This window comes from Parabacteroides sp. PH5-46, assembly GCF_029892785.1.
Lineage (GTDB): Bacteria > Bacteroidota > Bacteroidia > Bacteroidales > Tannerellaceae > DFXE01.
On record NZ_JARXXA010000009.1, the window covers coordinates 1 to 16,887 of the forward strand.

The following is a 16,887-nucleotide window of genomic DNA, read 5'->3' on the forward strand; positions in this document are numbered from 1 at the left end:
TAAGTCAGTTGATGATAGGTTTTTCAAAGAACACTTACCTAATCTCTTGCTATTGAGATATTTATCATGATACCTTTACGGGCGCACAAGTGATAAAATCTACATCAAACGGCACATTGGATGAGTTTTTGAGTTGCATGTGGAAATAAAGCAATCCGTTATGCGTGTAAATTCCTTTGAGTGTGTACTGAATACCGAAACGTTTGGAACCGATGTGCTTTATTTCCCTGTCATCATTTTTATAGATAGATTTCATTATCAGTTTAACCAGTAACGGCGATTCGCTACCCAATTCCCTCATGTAAATCTCCATAGCGTTATTTGGTCTGTTCACGGCTTCTCCATCATGGATAAAGTCGGTCATTTCGACACTCAATTTCACCGGTTCATCGGCATATTTAACATTAAAGGTATAGTATGCGCCATCGTCGGTAATGACCGCCAAATTGCTTTCACGAGAGAAGTCCCGGAGAGCAGCTTTTACACGCAATACGTTTTCCGCTCCAGCAGCTTTGGCTGCCAACAGGTCGGCAGAACCCAAATCGACATATCTTATAGCAGACGGGAAAATGATATGCACTGTCTTTGAGAATGTAACCTCCAGTGCGTACGGTGGTATCATCCGGTTAAAGGTTAGCGGTCTGGTCAGACCGTCAAAATAATCTCCGGTAGAGGGAGAAATATTTGCTGTTTGCTGTTTTTCTACGCTCTGTTTTTCAACATCCTGAGCGTTCGCTGTGAATACGCACCCGATAATAGCGAGTGCAAAAAGAATTTGTTTCATACGAAAAATTGTTTTAATTGTTAATTACTAAATACTATTGGATTTTTTTAGTGGTAGGCTTACGCCCTGTTTTATACCTTTGGAAGAAGTAATACCTGATGATTAGCTTTCAATGTTACTTCCACTTTACGCATTTTTTTACTGACGTATTGCGACAATCCCTGAATGGCGCTTCGCCCCAAATCGGCGGCAAGCTGTGAACCTGCGTCGTCTGTTATGGTAATGCTACTGCCCATCGACGTACCCATGTTGGCTGCAATTTCTTTAGCTGCGTTCATTTCATCCGAACCCGGAGCCGAAAATCCCCGCAATCCGTCTAAATCGTAAACATCCATTTCAACAGGTATCACATTATCTGCATACTGTATAGAAATGATTGTTACCTGAAGCCGCTCCCCGCTAATCTTCGCACTTCCTGTCAGAATAGTATTAGCAGGAATCAGAATATTTCCGGCTCTCATAGGCTCCAGTAAACGCAGTTGCATTTCTTTCCCATCGGAAAGTTTTATAGTCTGGCACACACAAGCCTTGATACCGTTTTTCTCCCTTACGCCTTCCTGTCCGGCAGCCGTGATAAATCCCATGTTACGGGGCTTGCTGTATTGCTCCAGAAACTCGTCATTATCCATTGGAGCTGCCAAAAGCGAAACAACACTGTGATGTACCTGTGACACAGGCTTCGGGGTTACTTTCTCACGCAGGTTGATTGTGTTATCCCCATTTTGTTGCTGCTGTCCGTCAGGCGTTACCTGTCCCTGTGCATTGGGCGTGTATTTGGCTGCAATCTGATAAGATTTTTCTATCAGTTCCAGTTGTTTATCCTCCGCACTTTTCGCAGCTTCGGCTTCTTCCAGTTTACGCTCCAATTCCTGCATACGCCGATCCAAAGCAAGCTGCTGTTCATCGGCTCCGCTTGCGGGTTGTTCATACCAACTGTTTAACTGGCGGTTTACATCCTGATAAGCATGGGCTGAAGATTGGATAGGAGAAGCCGCACTACGGGAGTTATCGGGAGAATCGGGAGTAACAGGAGCCGTGCGCACCTGTTTTTCGTAATCTTCCTGCGTTTTGCGGTCTTCATCTTCACCGAGCGAAAATGCAAAGTCTTGTAAACTACGCCTTTTATTTTCTTCTTTGTTACGCATGGCTTCCTGTTCGTAAGCTGTCCGCTTATCCCCTACAATACCTTCGTCTTTAGGGATGGGTAGTTCAGGGTTAAACCCGTCGGGTTGCTTTTCATCCTTTCCGCCGGAGGGCGCAAAGATGAGCCACATAGCCCCGATGAACAGCAAGACAAACAAGGGATAGACAAGCATCTTTTTCCGCTTCTGAATCTCCTGCGGCGTAAGCTCTTTTTTAGGCTTACTCTCTTTCTTTTTTTCAGTAACTTCCGGTTTCGGTTCGTTACCTTCGTTTTCCTTACTCATAATCAAATCTGTTTATTTGGTTGATACTATCTGCTTTCTGCTGATACTCCAGTTCCAGTTGCTTGATATGGTCTATCTGCATTTCCTGACCGCTTTTCTTTCCCATATTATATATGGAAGAAACCGTCATGTAGATGGAACCTGCGCCAAACACGAAAAGCATTACAAGGATTATAATAATCCGTCCGTCGGGCGTTATCTGCCCTAACAATGACCGCAGACCGTCTTCCATCCAGTCCCTTACGGCTGTAAGTTTTTTCTTTATCATGGCTTATCGGTCTATTGTTCTTAAATCCCTGTTTTCTATTATCTCAAAGCGTTCCATAGTGAACCCATGAGGATTATTGTCGCTTCTGACAGAGTTTATCAGGTCGCAGCGTGTAACAAGGCTTCGCTCCGTTACATTACTTGCCCTGATAATCATTTGCCGGGCGTAGGTCATTACCTTATAGGGATAAACATCGAGATTACATGCCACAGAATCAATCTGAATAATCTGATTGATATTACCCGACACAATGCGGTTGTAGTAACCTTTTTCCGACATATCCTGATAATAGCGGAAAGCACTTTTGTCCACCAGAAAGAGTGCCCTGTTGATGTTTGATTCAATGGCGCTTTTATCCGGTGATAAGGTAAAGAACAGTTCGTGAAATCGCTTGATATGCTCCCTTGCTTCAACAGGACGGTTTTGAGATAAGTCCTGTGAAAGAGCCAACATAAGCGATTTTCCTTCATCCAATACATAGATTTTCTGCCGTTGTGCTTCCGCAAAGCTGAATGAGTTCCAGACTGCATATCCGGTAATTCCTGCACACAGCACCACAAACACAATGGCGATAATCCTTATTTGCTTGAAACTTGTTTCAATATTTTTTAAACTTTTGAACTCCATGTTTTTAATTACATTTATTGGTTATTTACCAAGCAAACGACCGCCAACGTTTCCGGCTACTGATCCCGCAACGCCTCCGGCAATTCCACCTGCTTTACTTGCTGTTTTGTTTACTGCGCTTCCGTATGCACCCGCTCCACCTGATTGAATAATCCATCCGGCTACGGTCGGGATAGTGAAGTATCCGATAATTCCGATAATCAAGAATACGATATACACACCATTCGAGCCGTCGGGAATATAGTTCGGATCTTGCAACAAGGCTATATCCTGTTCAAGCATCAAAGTCTGTATGCGTGCCAGTACGGAAGAAAAAATGTCAGAAATAGGAAGCCACAGATATACGCTTATATAGCGTGTAAGCCACTGGGTGAGCGTTGCCTGAAACCCGTCATAAATGGAAAAGGCAAACGCAATAGGCCCCAGTATGGCTAACACGACAAGGAAAAATGTGCGTATCGTATCAATGACCAATGCGGAAGCATTGAACAGCAGTTCAAAGAAATCCCTGATTACCTGCCGGAACCATGCCTTGATATCATACCAAAGGCGTTCTCCCCACATACTGATAATTTCAGGCGTATCGGTAATACCGAGGTCTTTCATTTTTTGATCGTACACTTTATCATCGACAAGCCACGCTTTACCCTCACGGACACGGGCTTCGTACTCCAGATTATCTTTCTGTTGCTGATAGGCTTTCATATCCATTGTCTGCGATTCCAAAATGCTATGAGTACCTGTAACAATGGGACTCATAACCGCATTGATAGTTCCCAAAACCAGTGTAGGGAAAAACATTATACAAAGCCCTATCGCAAAAGGACGGAGAAGCGGAAACACATCAATAGGCTCCGCACGGCTTAACGCCTGCCATACCCTGTATGCTACATAAAAGAGTGCGCCCAATCCTGCCAACCCCTTTGCAACCCCAATCATGTTGCTGCAAAGAGGTATCATGTCTTGGTACAGATTCGCAAGAATCTGATGTAAGTTGTCAAAATTCATAACTGACTACATTTGTTTGATTACCAATATATTTCGGCAGGACTACCGTAAAGAGATAATACCCTGTCCGTATCGCCTTTTTCTTTGGCACGGATATACGAAACCGATATACTCTTTTGGGTATAATACTTAGTCAGGTTACGATAGTCCAACATCTTAGTATAAATGTCATCTATCGCATCCATCCGTTCTTTATCGGACAGGGAAAGCCCGTTGCTTCCGGTAACTACGTTTTTCAAATCCGTTACCAACGCTCCCCCTTCCTCCAGTAGTTTGGCATAGCCTGTTGAGATTGCCGCCAGTTCATTCGGGGTAAAATTGGGATCACCCACCATTTTATTAAATCCGTTCACGTAGATGTCCGTAATTTCGCTGACCATTGAAATCGTCTTTTGTACCTTACGGGCATCTTTAATCAGATTGTGGACAGACTTCAAAGCGTCGTAGTATTCCTTTCCCTGATTGTAGATTTTGATACTTTCTTGCAGGTTTTTTATCATATTACCTGCCGTGGATGTACCTTGTATCGCACTTGTGATATTTTGCACAAGATTGGTCGGATCGGTTACAACCCACTGCGCTTTCGCCTGAAATGAGAACATAGAAAGTGCCACTATCAGGCACATAAATATTCGTTTCATACTTTTTATTTTTTAATGATTATTGATTTTGTGTACCTTAATCGTACACCCTTTTGTATTCGCCTTCGGTAGTAAGCAGAAGCATATCCCGCTCATCATCGTAGGCAATGCGAATCATACCGTAGAAATAGAAAAAGGTAATCCCCCAGCTCTGGCACAAAGGGACGGTAAACGCCGTGTTTTGTTTGTAAATAAACTTCAACCGGAACCGACTACCGTCATGGAATATTTTAAGTCCGGGGGAACCGCAAAGGCTTTCCCATGTCCCGCATATCTCTCTCATCGGGAAATGGGTATGAAGTTGCGGTGCCGCAAACGGCTTACTGTTTTTTCTTTTCATGGCATCTATCCTCCGTACTCCTGTCGCTTGCTTTCAGCAATCTGCTTAATCGCCAGTTCCATATTTCCATCCAGTTTTTCAGCCAGTTGCATCACTTCCATTTTCTCCGATTCTTCGGTTGTATAGGTGTAATATTCTTCCAGACTTACTTCTGTGGCATATACGGCACTTTGTACACCTCCTAACCCAAACCAGACTTCCTTGTATTTACGACTGGGTACATTGGACATATTGATAGAGAGTACCTGCGATTTTTCCTTTTCGGTCAATCCCAACAACGCCTGAATACTGTCAAATTTGTTCATGTATTTTCTTTGGTCGAGCAAAATTTTACAGTCGCTATTGTTGATAATACTCTCTTTCACAATAGGAGAAGCGATAATATCATCGACCTCCTGTGTAACGACAATCGCCTCTCCGAAGAATTTCCTCACAGTCTTAAAAAGATACTTAATGTACTCTGCCATACCCTCTTTAGCGATTGCCTTCCATGCTTCTTCAATCAATATCATCTTACGGATGCCCTGCAAACGGCGCATTTTGTTGATGAACACTTCCATGATTATGATCGTTACGACGGGAAATAGGATTTTATGGTCTTTTATCGCATCTATCTCAAAGACAATGAAGCGTTTAGATAATAAATCCAGTTGCTTATCCGAGTTCAACAGGAAGTCGTATTCACCCCCGCGATAGTACGGCTCCAGTACATTCAGGAAATTCGCTATATCGAAGTCCTTTTCACGTACTTTCTTTTCTTCCAGTACCTTTTTGTAGTCATCACGGACAAACTCATAGAATGTGTTGAAAGACGGTATCAGTTTTTTATCGGTTTTCAACTTTTCTATATACTGGCTGACTGCATTGGAGAGGGCAACTTCTTCCGCCCGTGAAGGCGGCTCATTATCCCTTTTCCACAGGGTAAGGATCAGCGTTTTTATACTCTCACGCTTTTCAATATCGAAAACATTATCATCCGTGTAAAAAGGATTGAAAGCAATCGGATTTTGTTCCGTGTAAGTAAAATATACTCCATCCTGACCACCTGTGCGCTTGTTGATTAGGTTGCATAATCCCTGATAAGAGTTTCCTGTGTCCACCAAAACGATATGCGTACCCTGTTCGTAGTATTGGCGCACCATGTGATTTGTAAAGAAAGATTTGCCACTTCCCGACGGCCCAAGAATGAATTTATTCCTATTTGTAATAATTCCTTTTTTCATGGGCAAGTCGGAAATATCCACATGGAGTGGCTTACCTGAAACCCTGTCCGCCATTTTGATACCGAACGGACTGGGTGAACTCCGGTAGTTTGTTTCTTCCGTGAAAAAGCACAAGGCAGGTTCGATAAATGTATAGAACGCTTCTTCCGCAGGAAAATCCCCACTATTACCCGGCATTCCTGCCCAGTACAAAGTAGCGGCATCCACAGTATTGTGTCTGGGCTTACATTCCATAAGAGCCAACTGGCTACCTACGTCATTGCGGATATGTTTTAGTTCTTCCACATCATCACTCCACGCTATCACGTTGAAATGCGCCCTGATGGAAGTCAGCCCGAAGCTATGCGCTTCGTTTAGATACTGGTCGATCCACTCCTTATTTATTTGATTTCCACGACTGTACTTTGAAAGCGACTGCATATTCCTTGCACTCTTTTCAAACTTCCGAAGATTCTCCGCACTATCCTCAATAAATAAATACTGGTTGTAGATATGGTCGCATGAGAGAAGTAATCCTACCGGAGAAGCGAACGACAAACGGCAATCACTTCTATCGGTCGATAGTTTTTCATACCGCATATCCGTTCCAATACGTCCGGGCAGATCTTCTGCATCCGAAAGCGTATGCAGGCAAATATGTTTACTACCTACCCGAAGTCCGTCGGCACCCAGTTCCATATCCTGCAAGCAGGTGGTATCATCGAGCGACAAGGCGAAATACTTTTCAATAAGCCCTGCCTTTTCATCCGTTCCTGTAATCTCATCCGAACTGATACGGGTAAGCGTAATAAATCCGCTATCATTCATTATCCGTTCAAATTGCCCGACAGCTTCCAGAAACTTCACACTCGTATCCTTATTGACTTCTTTAGGAATAATGTTCCCACGACAAAGCGATGAGAAGTTGCTTTGCATTCTCATTCGCTCTTTCGTTGTTTTAGTCAGGAACAGGAAACATGAGTGATTCAGGAAAGGACGTTCGTTGAAGTGCTTTTCAAAACTGCGGGATAAGAAACTCATATCATCCTTATCAGTCTGTGGTTTGTAGGTTTCACGCACAAACCAATCTTGTTTATGCACCACACTGTATTCAGGAAGGACTTTTACTGCTTTCGTCCAGGACGAGTGTATCGCTTCATATTCCGTATTGGTTACTGTAAACAATTCCGGCAGCTCCACATAATAAGCGACCGTAATATCCGCATCCTTTGAAATGATGCAGTCATGTTCGACAGCCAGTAACGGGAACTTGTTTTCAATGGTAGATGCCTTCATTATATTACGCATATCCTACCTCCTTTCTTTTCCGTTTGAACAGGCGGTGCGGAGTTTTCCTGTTTATCAAATAGCGGGGATGCTGTTTTACAGCCATGACTTTCATTAAGCCATGTTCCCCGTATTTTGTATTCAGGTTAAAGGTCATCCATACCAATACCGATGCAGCGATTACACCGAAGCCGATACACACCCACTGATCCACGCCTGCCATATACATAATGACAAAGACAATGAATACGGCAAGCAAGCCTGCGGCAAATATGAAAAGGTATTGTGATTTTAAACCTTTGAACTCCACGCTTTTGCCTATCCCTTTGTTAATATTAAACTCCATAACTCTTATCTGTATGAAGCTGATTAAAGGAAGAAGGAGCGCAGGATGGTAGCGGCAACTATAAGAAATATACAGGCACCGAACCACGACGCGGCCGTTTTCGATGTATCGGGATCGCCGGAACTGAATTTTCCGTACACCTTTACACCCCCAATCAAACCGACGACCGCACCTATGGCGTATATCAATTTTGTCCCCGGATCGAAATAGCTCGTTACCATGTTCGTGGCCTCGGTAATGCCGCCAATTCCGTTACCTTGTGCGAATGCACTTGAAACAGCAGCCAGAATAAAAGCTGCCGACATTAGAAATTTTTTCTTTGTCATAATGAGAAATTGTTTAAAAAATGGTATCGGGGTGGATAGTCCCGATACCGGGTTGATAAATCTTGTTACTATTGAATTTTTTAGTGGTTGATAGCGCGAAAGCTATCCGTAATCTCTTTCTTTCATCTTTCTTTGTTTTACATTATTATTAATACTTTTCGCACTATGCGAAATCTCTGATATTAAAATTGTCGGGAGCCTTTTTGCCGTTTCCGGCAGTTCCGGCTTCCTTGTCTTTCCGCTCATAAAAAGCCGAAAGGCTTTCAGCCATAAGGTCGGTAACGATTCGCTTTGCATCGGGCTTACCAGAAACCACCTGTTCAAACATATCAGTCTGCCGTATCTCCAGTAAAGTATCGCCCGCTTTTCGTTTTTGCTCCGGCGTTGCTTCATTCGTCCGGTTTACAGTGCGGACTGCATTACCCAGATCATCGAACTGAATACCTGAAGCGAGTACGGCTTGTGCCGTTCCTTCCACTTCTTCCGTTTCTTCTTCGTCTTCCGGCGCATCTTCGTTTTCGTCCGTCATTTCATATTCGAGCGGATAATCTATATCCATAGGCTCGTTTTCTTCATCCGGTGGAGTGTCGGAAAACGCTTCTTCCAATTCCTCCGGCGGCACTTCCGCTGATGGCTTTACCTCGTTAGGCGAAGCAAATATATCGGGATTTTCAGCCTGATTTTCAGATTTTAGCGAGGTGGCAGTGAGTGGCTCCGATTTGGCAGCGAGTGGCGTCGATGCGCTTAAATCAAATGTGCTTTTCCCGACAATATTTTCCTTCAAACGACCTGCTTCATGAATGGAGCTACCCTGACCGATAATGTTCTTTTTTCGTCTTTTTCCTGCTCTTGCCCACAAGAAATAAATTCCGACAAAAAGGGCATACAGGATAACTACGGTTATAAATATCTTTTCCATCCTTACTTTTTAGGGTTTAGGTAATCATCATTGTTATTCTTCTTATACTGTTCTGAAATCTCATCCTGAAAGGTTTCAAAATGATGCTTCAGGACATTGTCTATGTAACTGAATATGGTTACTTCATTTTTTCCTATAACCCCTACAATCTTTGAAATCCGGTTATGGTATTCCTTACGGATACTTACTAATTTTCCGTTTCTTGTCGGGATACCTGCATTGACAAGAAACTGTTTCTTATAGCCGGAAGATTCGGGTTTCGTTTTATCACCCGGAACGACTATCATTTCTATTTCAGGAGCCGTTTTTTCTTCGTATTCTTTCCGCATACGTTTCTTATAGCGAATAGCTTTCGGCAGAATAATTGCCGCCAGTATCACCAATCCCCAGAGGACAATTCCTATTATTGCCTTATCTCCGCTATCTATTAAAAATGGACTGACTATCATAATTTGATTGTTTTATTGTTAGAAAATTCCTTCGTTGTTTTTATTGTACAATTCCGTTATCTCATCCTGATAAGCAGCAAAATGTTGGGACAGTACATTATCTATATAGCTGAATAAAGACACCTGATTTTTACCGATGACCTGAACGATCTTCATAATCTTTTCATGGTGGTCTTTGCGTATGTAAACAGATTTTCCGGTACGTGCCGTAATGCCGACTTCCTGAATAAACAGGCTTTCGTAATCAGGAGATTTACTGCGTTTCCGTTTGGTTTCCTCACGGGGGGATTCTTCCTGAATAACTTCCGTTTTTTCAGGTTCCACGCTTTCCGCTTCCTGTTCCTGTTTCTTTTCGTGTTCAGGAACTAATGCTCTGGGTATGGAACTCGGATTATTCCGGCGTTCCTTATTCTTGAATGAGGATATGACAAAACTGGCATCAATCTCATTCAGGTTTACTTCTTCTTTCTTTTTCGCCATAATCGGTTATTTTAAAGTTTCCAACATTTCATCTATCAGGGCATCGAGGTTACTGCCTCTTACCAATGCTTTGTCCGCAGGGAACAGTGTAGAGCGGAACAGGGCTTTGTGGTTTACCGACTGCTCCCGGCGGAACCGCTTACTGTCGGGCAGGAATGTTTTGAAAAGCGGGAAACCCAGTTTATCAATCACATCTTCATACACTTCGTAGAGTTCGGTTTTCTCCCGACCATCAACGAGATTCCAAAGCAGGTACAGCCCTTTGATTTTTGCTTTGCCGGGCGTAATCAGGGCATCATTGACCGTAATCACATATTGCAGGGTGCTTTCCAGTACCAACCTGTCAGCACTGATCGGAGCAATAATGTAATCCATGAGTGAAAGCGTGTGTACAACTGCCGGATTGTTGATTGTTCCGGGCAGGTCGAAAAATACGAAGTCAGGCTGCAATACTTCAATAACTTCCTGTGCATCTTCCATAGCATTTTCTGGGCTGCTTTCGATAACTTCATAAGCCTTTTTACCCAATGCAGAAAACTGTTCGTAAGCCATGAGCTTGTAATGGTCATCATCCATCGACATTTTTATATCACGCTCACGCATTTCCGCAATCGAGTGTTGTGGAAAGTCGCAATCAATCACGGCTACGTTATAGCCTTTCACATAGTGCAAGTAAGAAGCAACCAACACCGTAAGAGTTGTTTTTCCGGCTCCCCCCTTTTGGGTACTGAAAGCCACGTTCAAAGTTTTCTTTTCCATTGTCTGAAATTTTTAATTATTATACATCGTTTGTATCTCTGTCCGGTTGAACAACCGTCTGTCTGTTCAGCCATACGTTTGATTAGTTATCCGTTCATCTGTCCGTCCGTTTGACCGTTTAGCCATTTGGCTGTTTGTCTGTCCGTCTGTTTAGCCGTTGGAACGTTTAGCCGTTTAGCCAGTCATTTGTTTGTTCAGCCATTTGTTTAGCTATTAATCCGGCTGTATCTCCATATAGCCGACTGTATGTTTTTATATCCGTACAGCTATTCATTTAGCTATCCGGCTGTCTGTTCATACAGTCATTTTCTCTGCAAATAAAAACCTATTTATTAGCAGAATCATCACTTTTTCACGAGGTGGCAGTGAGTGGCGTCGATTTGGCAGCGAGTGGCTTCGCTGCTTGGAATACAGCACGTTACTTTAGCCTATAACTTTGCTGCATGAAATGTCGGGAGATATCCGACCGCCATTTTCGCTCGTTTACTCGCATTCATATCTGTCCCTGTTCAGGACAGATTTTATTTGCGTCATGGCAAATAGCAAGCTGTGTTTTTTGCTGCACGAAACAAGTTCTGCTGCAAAAAACGCTTGCCCCTCCGGGGGGGCGCAACCTCCGAAGTCGGTTGCTTATAATGAATCATTCGGGCGATGATTGTTAAGGCGGCAAGGGTGCCTAACGACGGATTATACCACTAAAAAATCCGACGTATGAATGAAAAAGCAAAGAATCTCCCCAAAAGGGGAAAAGGGGGTAGAAACCCCAAGAATGATCCGGCGAATTACCGTTATTCGGTAAACTTCACCGCAGTAGAACATGCCCGGTTCCTCACCATGTTTGAGCAATCAGGGCTACAATCGAAGGCTCGTTTTATCGCTGCCCGTGTTTTCGGGGACGAGTTTCGAGTGGTAAAAATCGACCGTTCCGCTATGGAATACGTTACTAAACTCACATCTTTTTACGCACAATTCCGTTCCGTTGGGACGAATTACAATCAGGTTGTAAAGGAATTGCATACCAATTTTTCAGAAAAGAAAGCACTTGCTTTGCTCTATAAATTGGAAAAGGCAACGGTAGAACTGGCAGAAACGGGGAAAAAAATTCTGGAATTATCGGAAGAATTTAAGGAACAATGGTTGCAAAAATAAACATCGGTAGTAACCTGTACGGTGCATTGACGTACAATCAGGAAAAGGTTGATAAAGGTCTGGGAAAGATATTAGGTGCGAATCTTGTGTTTGAACCTGCCGATGGACACTTCAACGTTATTGATTGTATTGAGGACTTCATGCAGTTTATCCCGTCGCACTTCCGTACCGAACAACACGTTTTCCATGTATCCCTGAATCCACATGAGGATGATGTTTTGACAGATGACCAACTGGTAGATATCGGAAGGGAATACATGAAACGATTGGGGTATGGCGATCAACCTTATCTGATATTCAAGCATGAGGACATTGAGCGGGAGCATATGCACATTGTATCGCTTCGGGTAAAAAGCGACGGAAAAAAGGTTTATGATGGAAAAGAACATGAACGAAGTAAGGCTATAACAGAAGATTTGGAACGGGAATATAACTTGCATCCGGCAGAAGGACAAAAGCAGGGTGAACAATGGGAACTAACCCCTGTCGATTTTTCAAAGGGAAACCTTAAAAAGCAGATTGCATCCGTTATCAAACCGCTGGCTTCTATGTATCACTTTCAAAGCATGGGAGAATATAAAGCCGTCCTTTCCTTATATAATATAAATGTTGAGGAACTGAAAGGCGAGGCAAAAGGAAAGCCTTATCGGGGATTGCTTTATTCCGCTTTGGATAGTGAGGGCAACAAGGTCGGCAATCCGCTAAAGTCTTCCATATTCGGGAAGTCAGTCGGTTACGATGGACTGGAAAAGCGTATGGAGAAATCTGCCGAACGCATCAAAACTAAAAACCTGAAGACACATACATTAAAAGCGGTATCGGAAGCCAAGCAGGGCAGCCAAAGTGAGAGCGAGTTCCGAGCGAAGCTAAGGCAGCAGGGTATTGATGTTCTGTTTAGGCGGAATGATGAAGGACGGATATATGGCGCTACATTCATAGACCATACTACCCGCACCATACTGAACGGTTCCCGATTGGGTAAAGAGTATTCCGCTAATGTTTTCAATGACCTGTACGGTGGAAAACAGGAACAAGCACAAGAGCCAGTCAAAGACACACGCCTTTCTGATGTTTACAATAATATTCAGCCAGGCACGCACCATGATAACAGTTACACTTCGGATAGTGTAACCGGTGGGCTTTTCTCAATTCTTAATCCGGAGCCGGAGAACCATCCTAAAGAAGAAATGCCATTACCACGTCGTAAGAAAAAAAAGAAGCGCAGGTATGGCAGGCAGATGTAATAAAATATAGGTTTTGTTTGTCATTTCACCTATACGATAAAAGACGGAATCAGGTTATTGATTTCGTCTTTTATAATTAATAACTTGCCCATTAGGATGTTGAATCAACAAAGTTATTGTCTGTAATTAACTATATTTATTCTGGATCTGCCGTGTGTTGCTTTTTTTTATAGTCAATTAAATCTTTACCCGAACCTTTCATCAGATCAATAGCCCATTTTGTTATTACTACCGAGCTTATTATACCACTCAAACAATCTAACCAATATATCTGCCAAAACATTCCGATAGTTAGGGCAATAATAGCGGTTATACTTGTTAATCCGTCAGCCAATACATGTAGGTATGCCGAGTGGATATTATGGTCACGATGCTCATGATCGTGATGCAGGAATACTGCACTTAGAGCATTTACAATCAATCCAACAATGGCAACGATAATAGCTTCCTTGAAAAATATATCTACTGGATTCATTAACCTTTGTACGGATTCAACTGCCATCAATACAGCTACAATCAGCAATGCTACGGCACTCGTATAGCCGGATAAAGCCAATAGTTTCCCTTTATTGAATGAGTGATTTTCTGTTTGTGAATACTTACGGGCTGCATAGTAAGCAACCCATGTCAGACCTAAAGCAAGTACATGGGAAGCCATGTGCCAGCCGTCAGCTAATAATGCCATTGAGTTAGTCCAGTACCCGAAGCTAATTTCTACTACCATTGTTGCGGCTGTCAGCAAAACAACCCATTTGGTTTTCTGTTCGTTGGTATGTGTATGATTTTTAGTATGCGGATGATTATTCTCCGCATGATTATGTTTATCTCCCATGATGATTAATATTTTATTTGGATAATCGTCTTATTATTTAGCTAAGAAGTTATTTATAAAATATTATTCTTGGGTGGATGCCAGATTGAGTTAATAAGATTTTGAGGAATATAATATGTGTGATCCGGTATTTTAATATCGGATTTTATGGCAAATGGTTTTTCAGGATTGTCGAAAGAATGTTCCGCAAATATAAAAGGATTAATATGTACTGTATTAAGTGAGTTATGAAAAGGCAAAGATGCGTGATTGTGATTTGCCTTTTTTTTCGTTTTATGCTCATTTTCGGAATAATGCAGTTTAAAAAAATCTTTTAAGTCAATGGATGTTTCTTCAGTGTGTTCGCAATAATGTTGGATTAAAAAAGGCAAGCGATATATTTCCTGCAAAACAGTATTAGTGAATCCTATTTGCAGGGACAGTAAAGTAACGACTATGATGGTCAAAAATTTCACGCCTCAAATTTAGCAATATTCCTTAAAATAGTAAATCACTATTTTAAGGTATTTACTTATAAGGTACCTCTTATTCCATTTTAGCGCCACTCGCTGCCAAATCGAAGCCACAAGCGACCACATGACAGAAAATCAATCATTTACAAGAACAACCTCTCTAATTTCGCTTCTCAAACTTTTAATTTTTAAAGATTATGCAACAAGAAGATGATTTAAGAGGACTTGCCAAAGTGATGGAGTTCATGAGGGCAATCAGTATTATTTTTGTAGTGATAAACATTTATTGGTTTTGCTATTACGCTTTGCGTGAATGGGGAATCAATATTTCGGTAGTTGATAAGATACTACTGAACTTTGACCGGACTGCCGGACTATTCGGTAGTATTCTTTATACCAAATTATTTGCCGTTGTTTTCCTTGCCCTTTCGTGTCTGGGAACTAAGGGAGTTAAAGAGGAAAAAATCACTTGGCCGAAAATCTATGTTTTTCTGACAATAGGTTTTATCCTGTTCTTTATGAATTGGTGGATACTTGAATTGCCATTACCTGCATCGGCTACAACAGGTTTTTACATCCTGACAATGGCAGCAGGTTATCTGTTCCTTTTGGTCGGTGGATTATGGATGAGCCGTTTACTCAAAAACAATATGTTCGACGACGTATTCAACACGGAGAACGAGAGTTTTATGCAGGAAACACGGCTATTACAGAGTGAATATTCCGTGAACCTGCCTACGAAATTCTGGTATAAGAAAAAAGAATGGCGGGGTTGGATAAACGTTGTAAATCCTTTTCGTGCAAGTATTGTGTTAGGAACTCCGGGCAGTGGGAAGTCATACGCTGTTGTTAATCAATACATTAAGCAACAAATTGAGAAAGGATTTTCAATGTACGTGTATGATTTTAAGTTTCCTGACCTTTCTACAATCGCTTATAATCATTTACTGAACAATCAATTAGGCTACAAAAAAGTCCCCACGTTTTACGTGATAAACTTCGACGATCCGAGCCGTTCACACCGATGTAATCCAATCAACCCTTCTTTCATGGAAGATATTAGCGATGCTTACGAATCGAGTTATACAATTATGCTTAACCTTAATAAAACATGGGTGCAAAAACAAGGCGACTTCTTTGTGGAATCTCCGATAATTCTGTTTGCTGCTATTATATGGTATCTCCGAATTTATAAAGACGGAAAATATTGCACATTCCCTCATGCGATAGAGTTCCTGAATAAAAGGTATGAAGATATTTTCCCTATTTTGACAAGTTATCCCGAACTGGAAAACTACCTAAGTCCCTTTATGGACGCGTGGCTTGGGGGCGCAATGGAACAGTTGCAGGGACAGATAGCAAGTGCTAAAATACCGCTTTCAAGAATGATTAGCCCGCAATTATACTGGGTAATGAGCGGTGATGAGTTCACGCTTGATATAAACAACCCTGATGATCCGAAGGTATTAGTCGTAGGCAATAACCCCGATAGGCAAAATATATACGGCGCAGCTTTGGGACTTTACAATTCCAGAATAGTTAAATTGATAAACAAAAAAGGGCAATTAAAGAGTTCGGTCGTAATCGACGAATTACCGACAATTTATTTCAAAGGTCTTGACAATTTGATCGCAACAGCCCGTAGTAATAAGGTTGCTGTGCTTTTGGGCTTTCAGGATTTTTCGCAGCTAATAAGGGACTACGGGGATAAGGAAGCAAAAGTTGTGATGAACACCGTAGGAAATGTTTTTAGCGGTCAGGTTGTGGGAGAAACTGCAAAAACATTATCCGATAGATTTGGTAAAGTCTTACAGAAACGCCAGTCTATGACTATTAACCGCAATGATAAATCGACCTCTATAAGTACCCAGATGGATAGCTTGATACCACCGTCCAAAATCAGTAACTTGACACAAGGGATGTTTGTCGGAGCGATTGCCGACAACTTTGATGAACGTATCGAGCAGAAAATTTTCCATTGTGAAATAGTTGTAGATAATGCAAAGGTAGCTGCCGAAACTAAGGCTTATCAATCTATTCCTATTATTACCGACTTTAAAGACGAAAACGGAGTAGATAAGATGAAAGAGCAGATACAGCTCAACTATAACCGTATCAAAGAGGAAACCAAACAAATTGTTGCAGAAGAACTACAACGCATTAAGGATGATCCTTCATTGGCTCATTTATTACAGCAACAAGAATAAATATACATATATATATAATGTAGGAGAGCCGGATTTCCGGCTCTTTGTTTTTCCTATAACGCCACTCACTGCCAAATCGAAGCCACAAGCGACCACCTGCCGAAAAATCAACAGCTAACCTCTTGATTACCGCTACTTTT

At 42.0% G+C, this 16,887-nt stretch carries 17 protein-coding genes and 1 pseudogene; 3 read left to right on the top strand and 15 right to left on the bottom strand.

Features of this window, described 5'->3' with window-relative positions; genetic code table 11:
* Positions 1-88 precede the first annotated feature (88 nt).
* The 14 genes and pseudogenes from traN to M2470_RS10635 all read right to left on the bottom strand — a co-directional run.
* Positions 89-784, bottom strand: a pseudogene (gene traN / locus M2470_RS10570) (conjugative transposon protein TraN); the annotation flags it as partial.
* A 71-nt stretch (positions 785-855) separates the two neighbouring features.
* Positions 856-2,211: a conjugative transposon protein TraM gene (gene traM / locus M2470_RS10575; RefSeq protein WP_129733317.1), complete on the bottom strand. Its 1,356-nt coding sequence runs from the start codon at positions 2,209-2,211 to the stop codon at positions 856-858.
* Positions 2,204-2,479: a TraL conjugative transposon family protein gene (locus M2470_RS10580; RefSeq protein ID WP_129733318.1), complete on the bottom strand. Its 276-nt coding sequence runs from the start codon at positions 2,477-2,479 to the stop codon at positions 2,204-2,206. The genes traM and M2470_RS10580 overlap by 8 nt, the downstream gene beginning before the upstream one ends.
* A 3-nt stretch (positions 2,480-2,482) precedes the next feature.
* A complete protein-coding gene (gene traK / locus M2470_RS10585; protein ID WP_129733319.1) occupies positions 2,483-3,106 on the bottom strand; it encodes a conjugative transposon protein TraK in 624 nt (207 codons plus the stop codon).
* 21 nt (positions 3,107-3,127) lie between these two features.
* Positions 3,128-4,114, bottom strand: coding sequence for a conjugative transposon protein TraJ (gene traJ / locus M2470_RS10590; RefSeq protein ID WP_129733320.1), 987 nt, complete (start codon positions 4,112-4,114; stop codon positions 3,128-3,130).
* Positions 4,115-4,134: 20 nt separating this feature from the next.
* Complete coding sequence (locus M2470_RS10595) at positions 4,135-4,755, bottom strand: DUF4141 domain-containing protein (protein ID WP_280745003.1); 621 nt, start codon at positions 4,753-4,755, stop codon at positions 4,135-4,137.
* 37 nt (positions 4,756-4,792) lie between these two features.
* The gene (locus M2470_RS10600; protein ID WP_129733322.1) at positions 4,793-5,095 is read right to left on the bottom strand and encodes a DUF3876 domain-containing protein; all 303 of its coding nucleotides are present in this window, start codon (positions 5,093-5,095) and stop codon (positions 4,793-4,795) included.
* A gap of 5 nt (positions 5,096-5,100) precedes the next feature.
* The gene (locus M2470_RS10605) at positions 5,101-7,605 is read right to left on the bottom strand and encodes a TraG family conjugative transposon ATPase (RefSeq protein WP_163218418.1); all 2,505 of its coding nucleotides are present in this window, start codon (positions 7,603-7,605) and stop codon (positions 5,101-5,103) included.
* Positions 7,598-7,930 carry a DUF4133 domain-containing protein gene (locus M2470_RS10610; RefSeq protein WP_129733324.1) on the bottom strand — a complete coding sequence of 111 codons (333 nt, stop codon included), beginning with the start codon at positions 7,928-7,930 and terminating at the stop codon, positions 7,598-7,600. Before M2470_RS10610 ends, M2470_RS10605 begins: the two co-directional genes overlap by 8 nt.
* 23 nt (positions 7,931-7,953) lie before the next feature.
* On the bottom strand, positions 7,954-8,256 hold the full coding sequence (locus M2470_RS10615) for a DUF4134 domain-containing protein (protein ID WP_018075063.1): 303 nt from the start codon (positions 8,254-8,256) through the stop codon (positions 7,954-7,956).
* A 163-nt stretch (positions 8,257-8,419) separates the two neighbouring features.
* Entirely contained in the window at positions 8,420-9,175 is a 756-nt protein-coding gene (locus M2470_RS10620) for a hypothetical protein (RefSeq protein ID WP_129733325.1), read from the bottom strand.
* Positions 9,176-9,177: 2 nt separating this feature from the next.
* The gene (locus tag M2470_RS10625; protein WP_129733326.1) at positions 9,178-9,624 is read right to left on the bottom strand and encodes a DUF3408 domain-containing protein; all 447 of its coding nucleotides are present in this window, start codon (positions 9,622-9,624) and stop codon (positions 9,178-9,180) included.
* Between the two features lie 18 nt (positions 9,625-9,642).
* Positions 9,643-10,104: a DUF3408 domain-containing protein gene (locus M2470_RS10630; RefSeq protein ID WP_129733327.1), complete on the bottom strand. Its 462-nt coding sequence runs from the start codon at positions 10,102-10,104 to the stop codon at positions 9,643-9,645.
* A 6-nt stretch (positions 10,105-10,110) separates the two neighbouring features.
* Positions 10,111-10,863, bottom strand: coding sequence for a ParA family protein (locus M2470_RS10635; RefSeq protein ID WP_129733328.1), 753 nt, complete (start codon positions 10,861-10,863; stop codon positions 10,111-10,113).
* A gap of 711 nt (positions 10,864-11,574) precedes the next feature.
* Here M2470_RS10635 and mobA point away from each other — a divergent pair.
* A complete protein-coding gene (gene mobA / locus M2470_RS10640; protein ID WP_129733329.1) occupies positions 11,575-12,012 on the top strand; it encodes a conjugal transfer protein MobA in 438 nt (145 codons plus the stop codon).
* The gene (gene mobB, locus M2470_RS10645; protein WP_129733330.1) at positions 11,997-13,256 is read left to right on the top strand and encodes a conjugal transfer protein MobB; all 1,260 of its coding nucleotides are present in this window, start codon (positions 11,997-11,999) and stop codon (positions 13,254-13,256) included. The genes mobA and mobB overlap by 16 nt, the downstream gene beginning before the upstream one ends.
* A 136-nt stretch (positions 13,257-13,392) precedes the next feature.
* On the opposite strand, the gene M2470_RS10650 is transcribed toward mobB, so the two are convergent.
* Complete coding sequence (locus M2470_RS10650; protein WP_129733331.1) at positions 13,393-14,088, bottom strand: cation diffusion facilitator family transporter; 696 nt, start codon at positions 14,086-14,088, stop codon at positions 13,393-13,395.
* Positions 14,089-14,737: 649 nt separating this feature from the next.
* Here M2470_RS10650 and mobC point away from each other — a divergent pair.
* Positions 14,738-16,747: a conjugal transfer protein MobC gene (gene mobC / locus M2470_RS10655; RefSeq protein ID WP_185154804.1), complete on the top strand. Its 2,010-nt coding sequence runs from the start codon at positions 14,738-14,740 to the stop codon at positions 16,745-16,747.
* Positions 16,748-16,887: the final 140 nt, after the last annotated feature.

Coding starts and splice junctions, on each gene's coding strand:
- M2470_RS10610 (WP_129733324.1), bottom strand. CDS start 7,930: ATGGAGTTTAATATTAACAAAGGGATAGGCAAAAGCGTGGAGTTCAAA.
- M2470_RS10580 (WP_129733318.1), bottom strand. CDS start 2,479: ATGATAAAGAAAAAACTTACAGCCGTAAGGGACTGGATGGAAGACGGT.
- M2470_RS10615 (WP_018075063.1), bottom strand. CDS start 8,256: ATGACAAAGAAAAAATTTCTAATGTCGGCAGCTTTTATTCTGGCTGCT.
- traJ (WP_129733320.1), bottom strand. CDS start 4,114: ATGAATTTTGACAACTTACATCAGATTCTTGCGAATCTGTACCAAGAC.
- M2470_RS10605 (WP_163218418.1), bottom strand. CDS start 7,605: ATGCGTAATATAATGAAGGCATCTACCATTGAAAACAAGTTCCCGTTA.
- mobC (WP_185154804.1), top strand. CDS start 14,738: ATGCAACAAGAAGATGATTTAAGAGGACTTGCCAAAGTGATGGAGTTC.
- M2470_RS10620 (WP_129733325.1), bottom strand. CDS start 9,175: ATGGAAAAGATATTTATAACCGTAGTTATCCTGTATGCCCTTTTTGTC.
- M2470_RS10625 (WP_129733326.1), bottom strand. CDS start 9,624: ATGATAGTCAGTCCATTTTTAATAGATAGCGGAGATAAGGCAATAATA.
- mobB (WP_129733330.1), top strand. CDS start 11,997: ATGGTTGCAAAAATAAACATCGGTAGTAACCTGTACGGTGCATTGACG.
- traK (WP_129733319.1), bottom strand. CDS start 3,106: ATGGAGTTCAAAAGTTTAAAAAATATTGAAACAAGTTTCAAGCAAATA.
- mobA (WP_129733329.1), top strand. CDS start 11,575: ATGAATGAAAAAGCAAAGAATCTCCCCAAAAGGGGAAAAGGGGGTAGA.
- traM (WP_129733317.1), bottom strand. CDS start 2,211: ATGAGTAAGGAAAACGAAGGTAACGAACCGAAACCGGAAGTTACTGAA.
- M2470_RS10635 (WP_129733328.1), bottom strand. CDS start 10,863: ATGGAAAAGAAAACTTTGAACGTGGCTTTCAGTACCCAAAAGGGGGGA.
- M2470_RS10595 (WP_280745003.1), bottom strand. CDS start 4,755: ATGAAACGAATATTTATGTGCCTGATAGTGGCACTTTCTATGTTCTCA.
- M2470_RS10600 (WP_129733322.1), bottom strand. CDS start 5,095: ATGAAAAGAAAAAACAGTAAGCCGTTTGCGGCACCGCAACTTCATACC.
- M2470_RS10630 (WP_129733327.1), bottom strand. CDS start 10,104: ATGGCGAAAAAGAAAGAAGAAGTAAACCTGAATGAGATTGATGCCAGT.
- M2470_RS10650 (WP_129733331.1), bottom strand. CDS start 14,088: ATGGGAGATAAACATAATCATGCGGAGAATAATCATCCGCATACTAAA.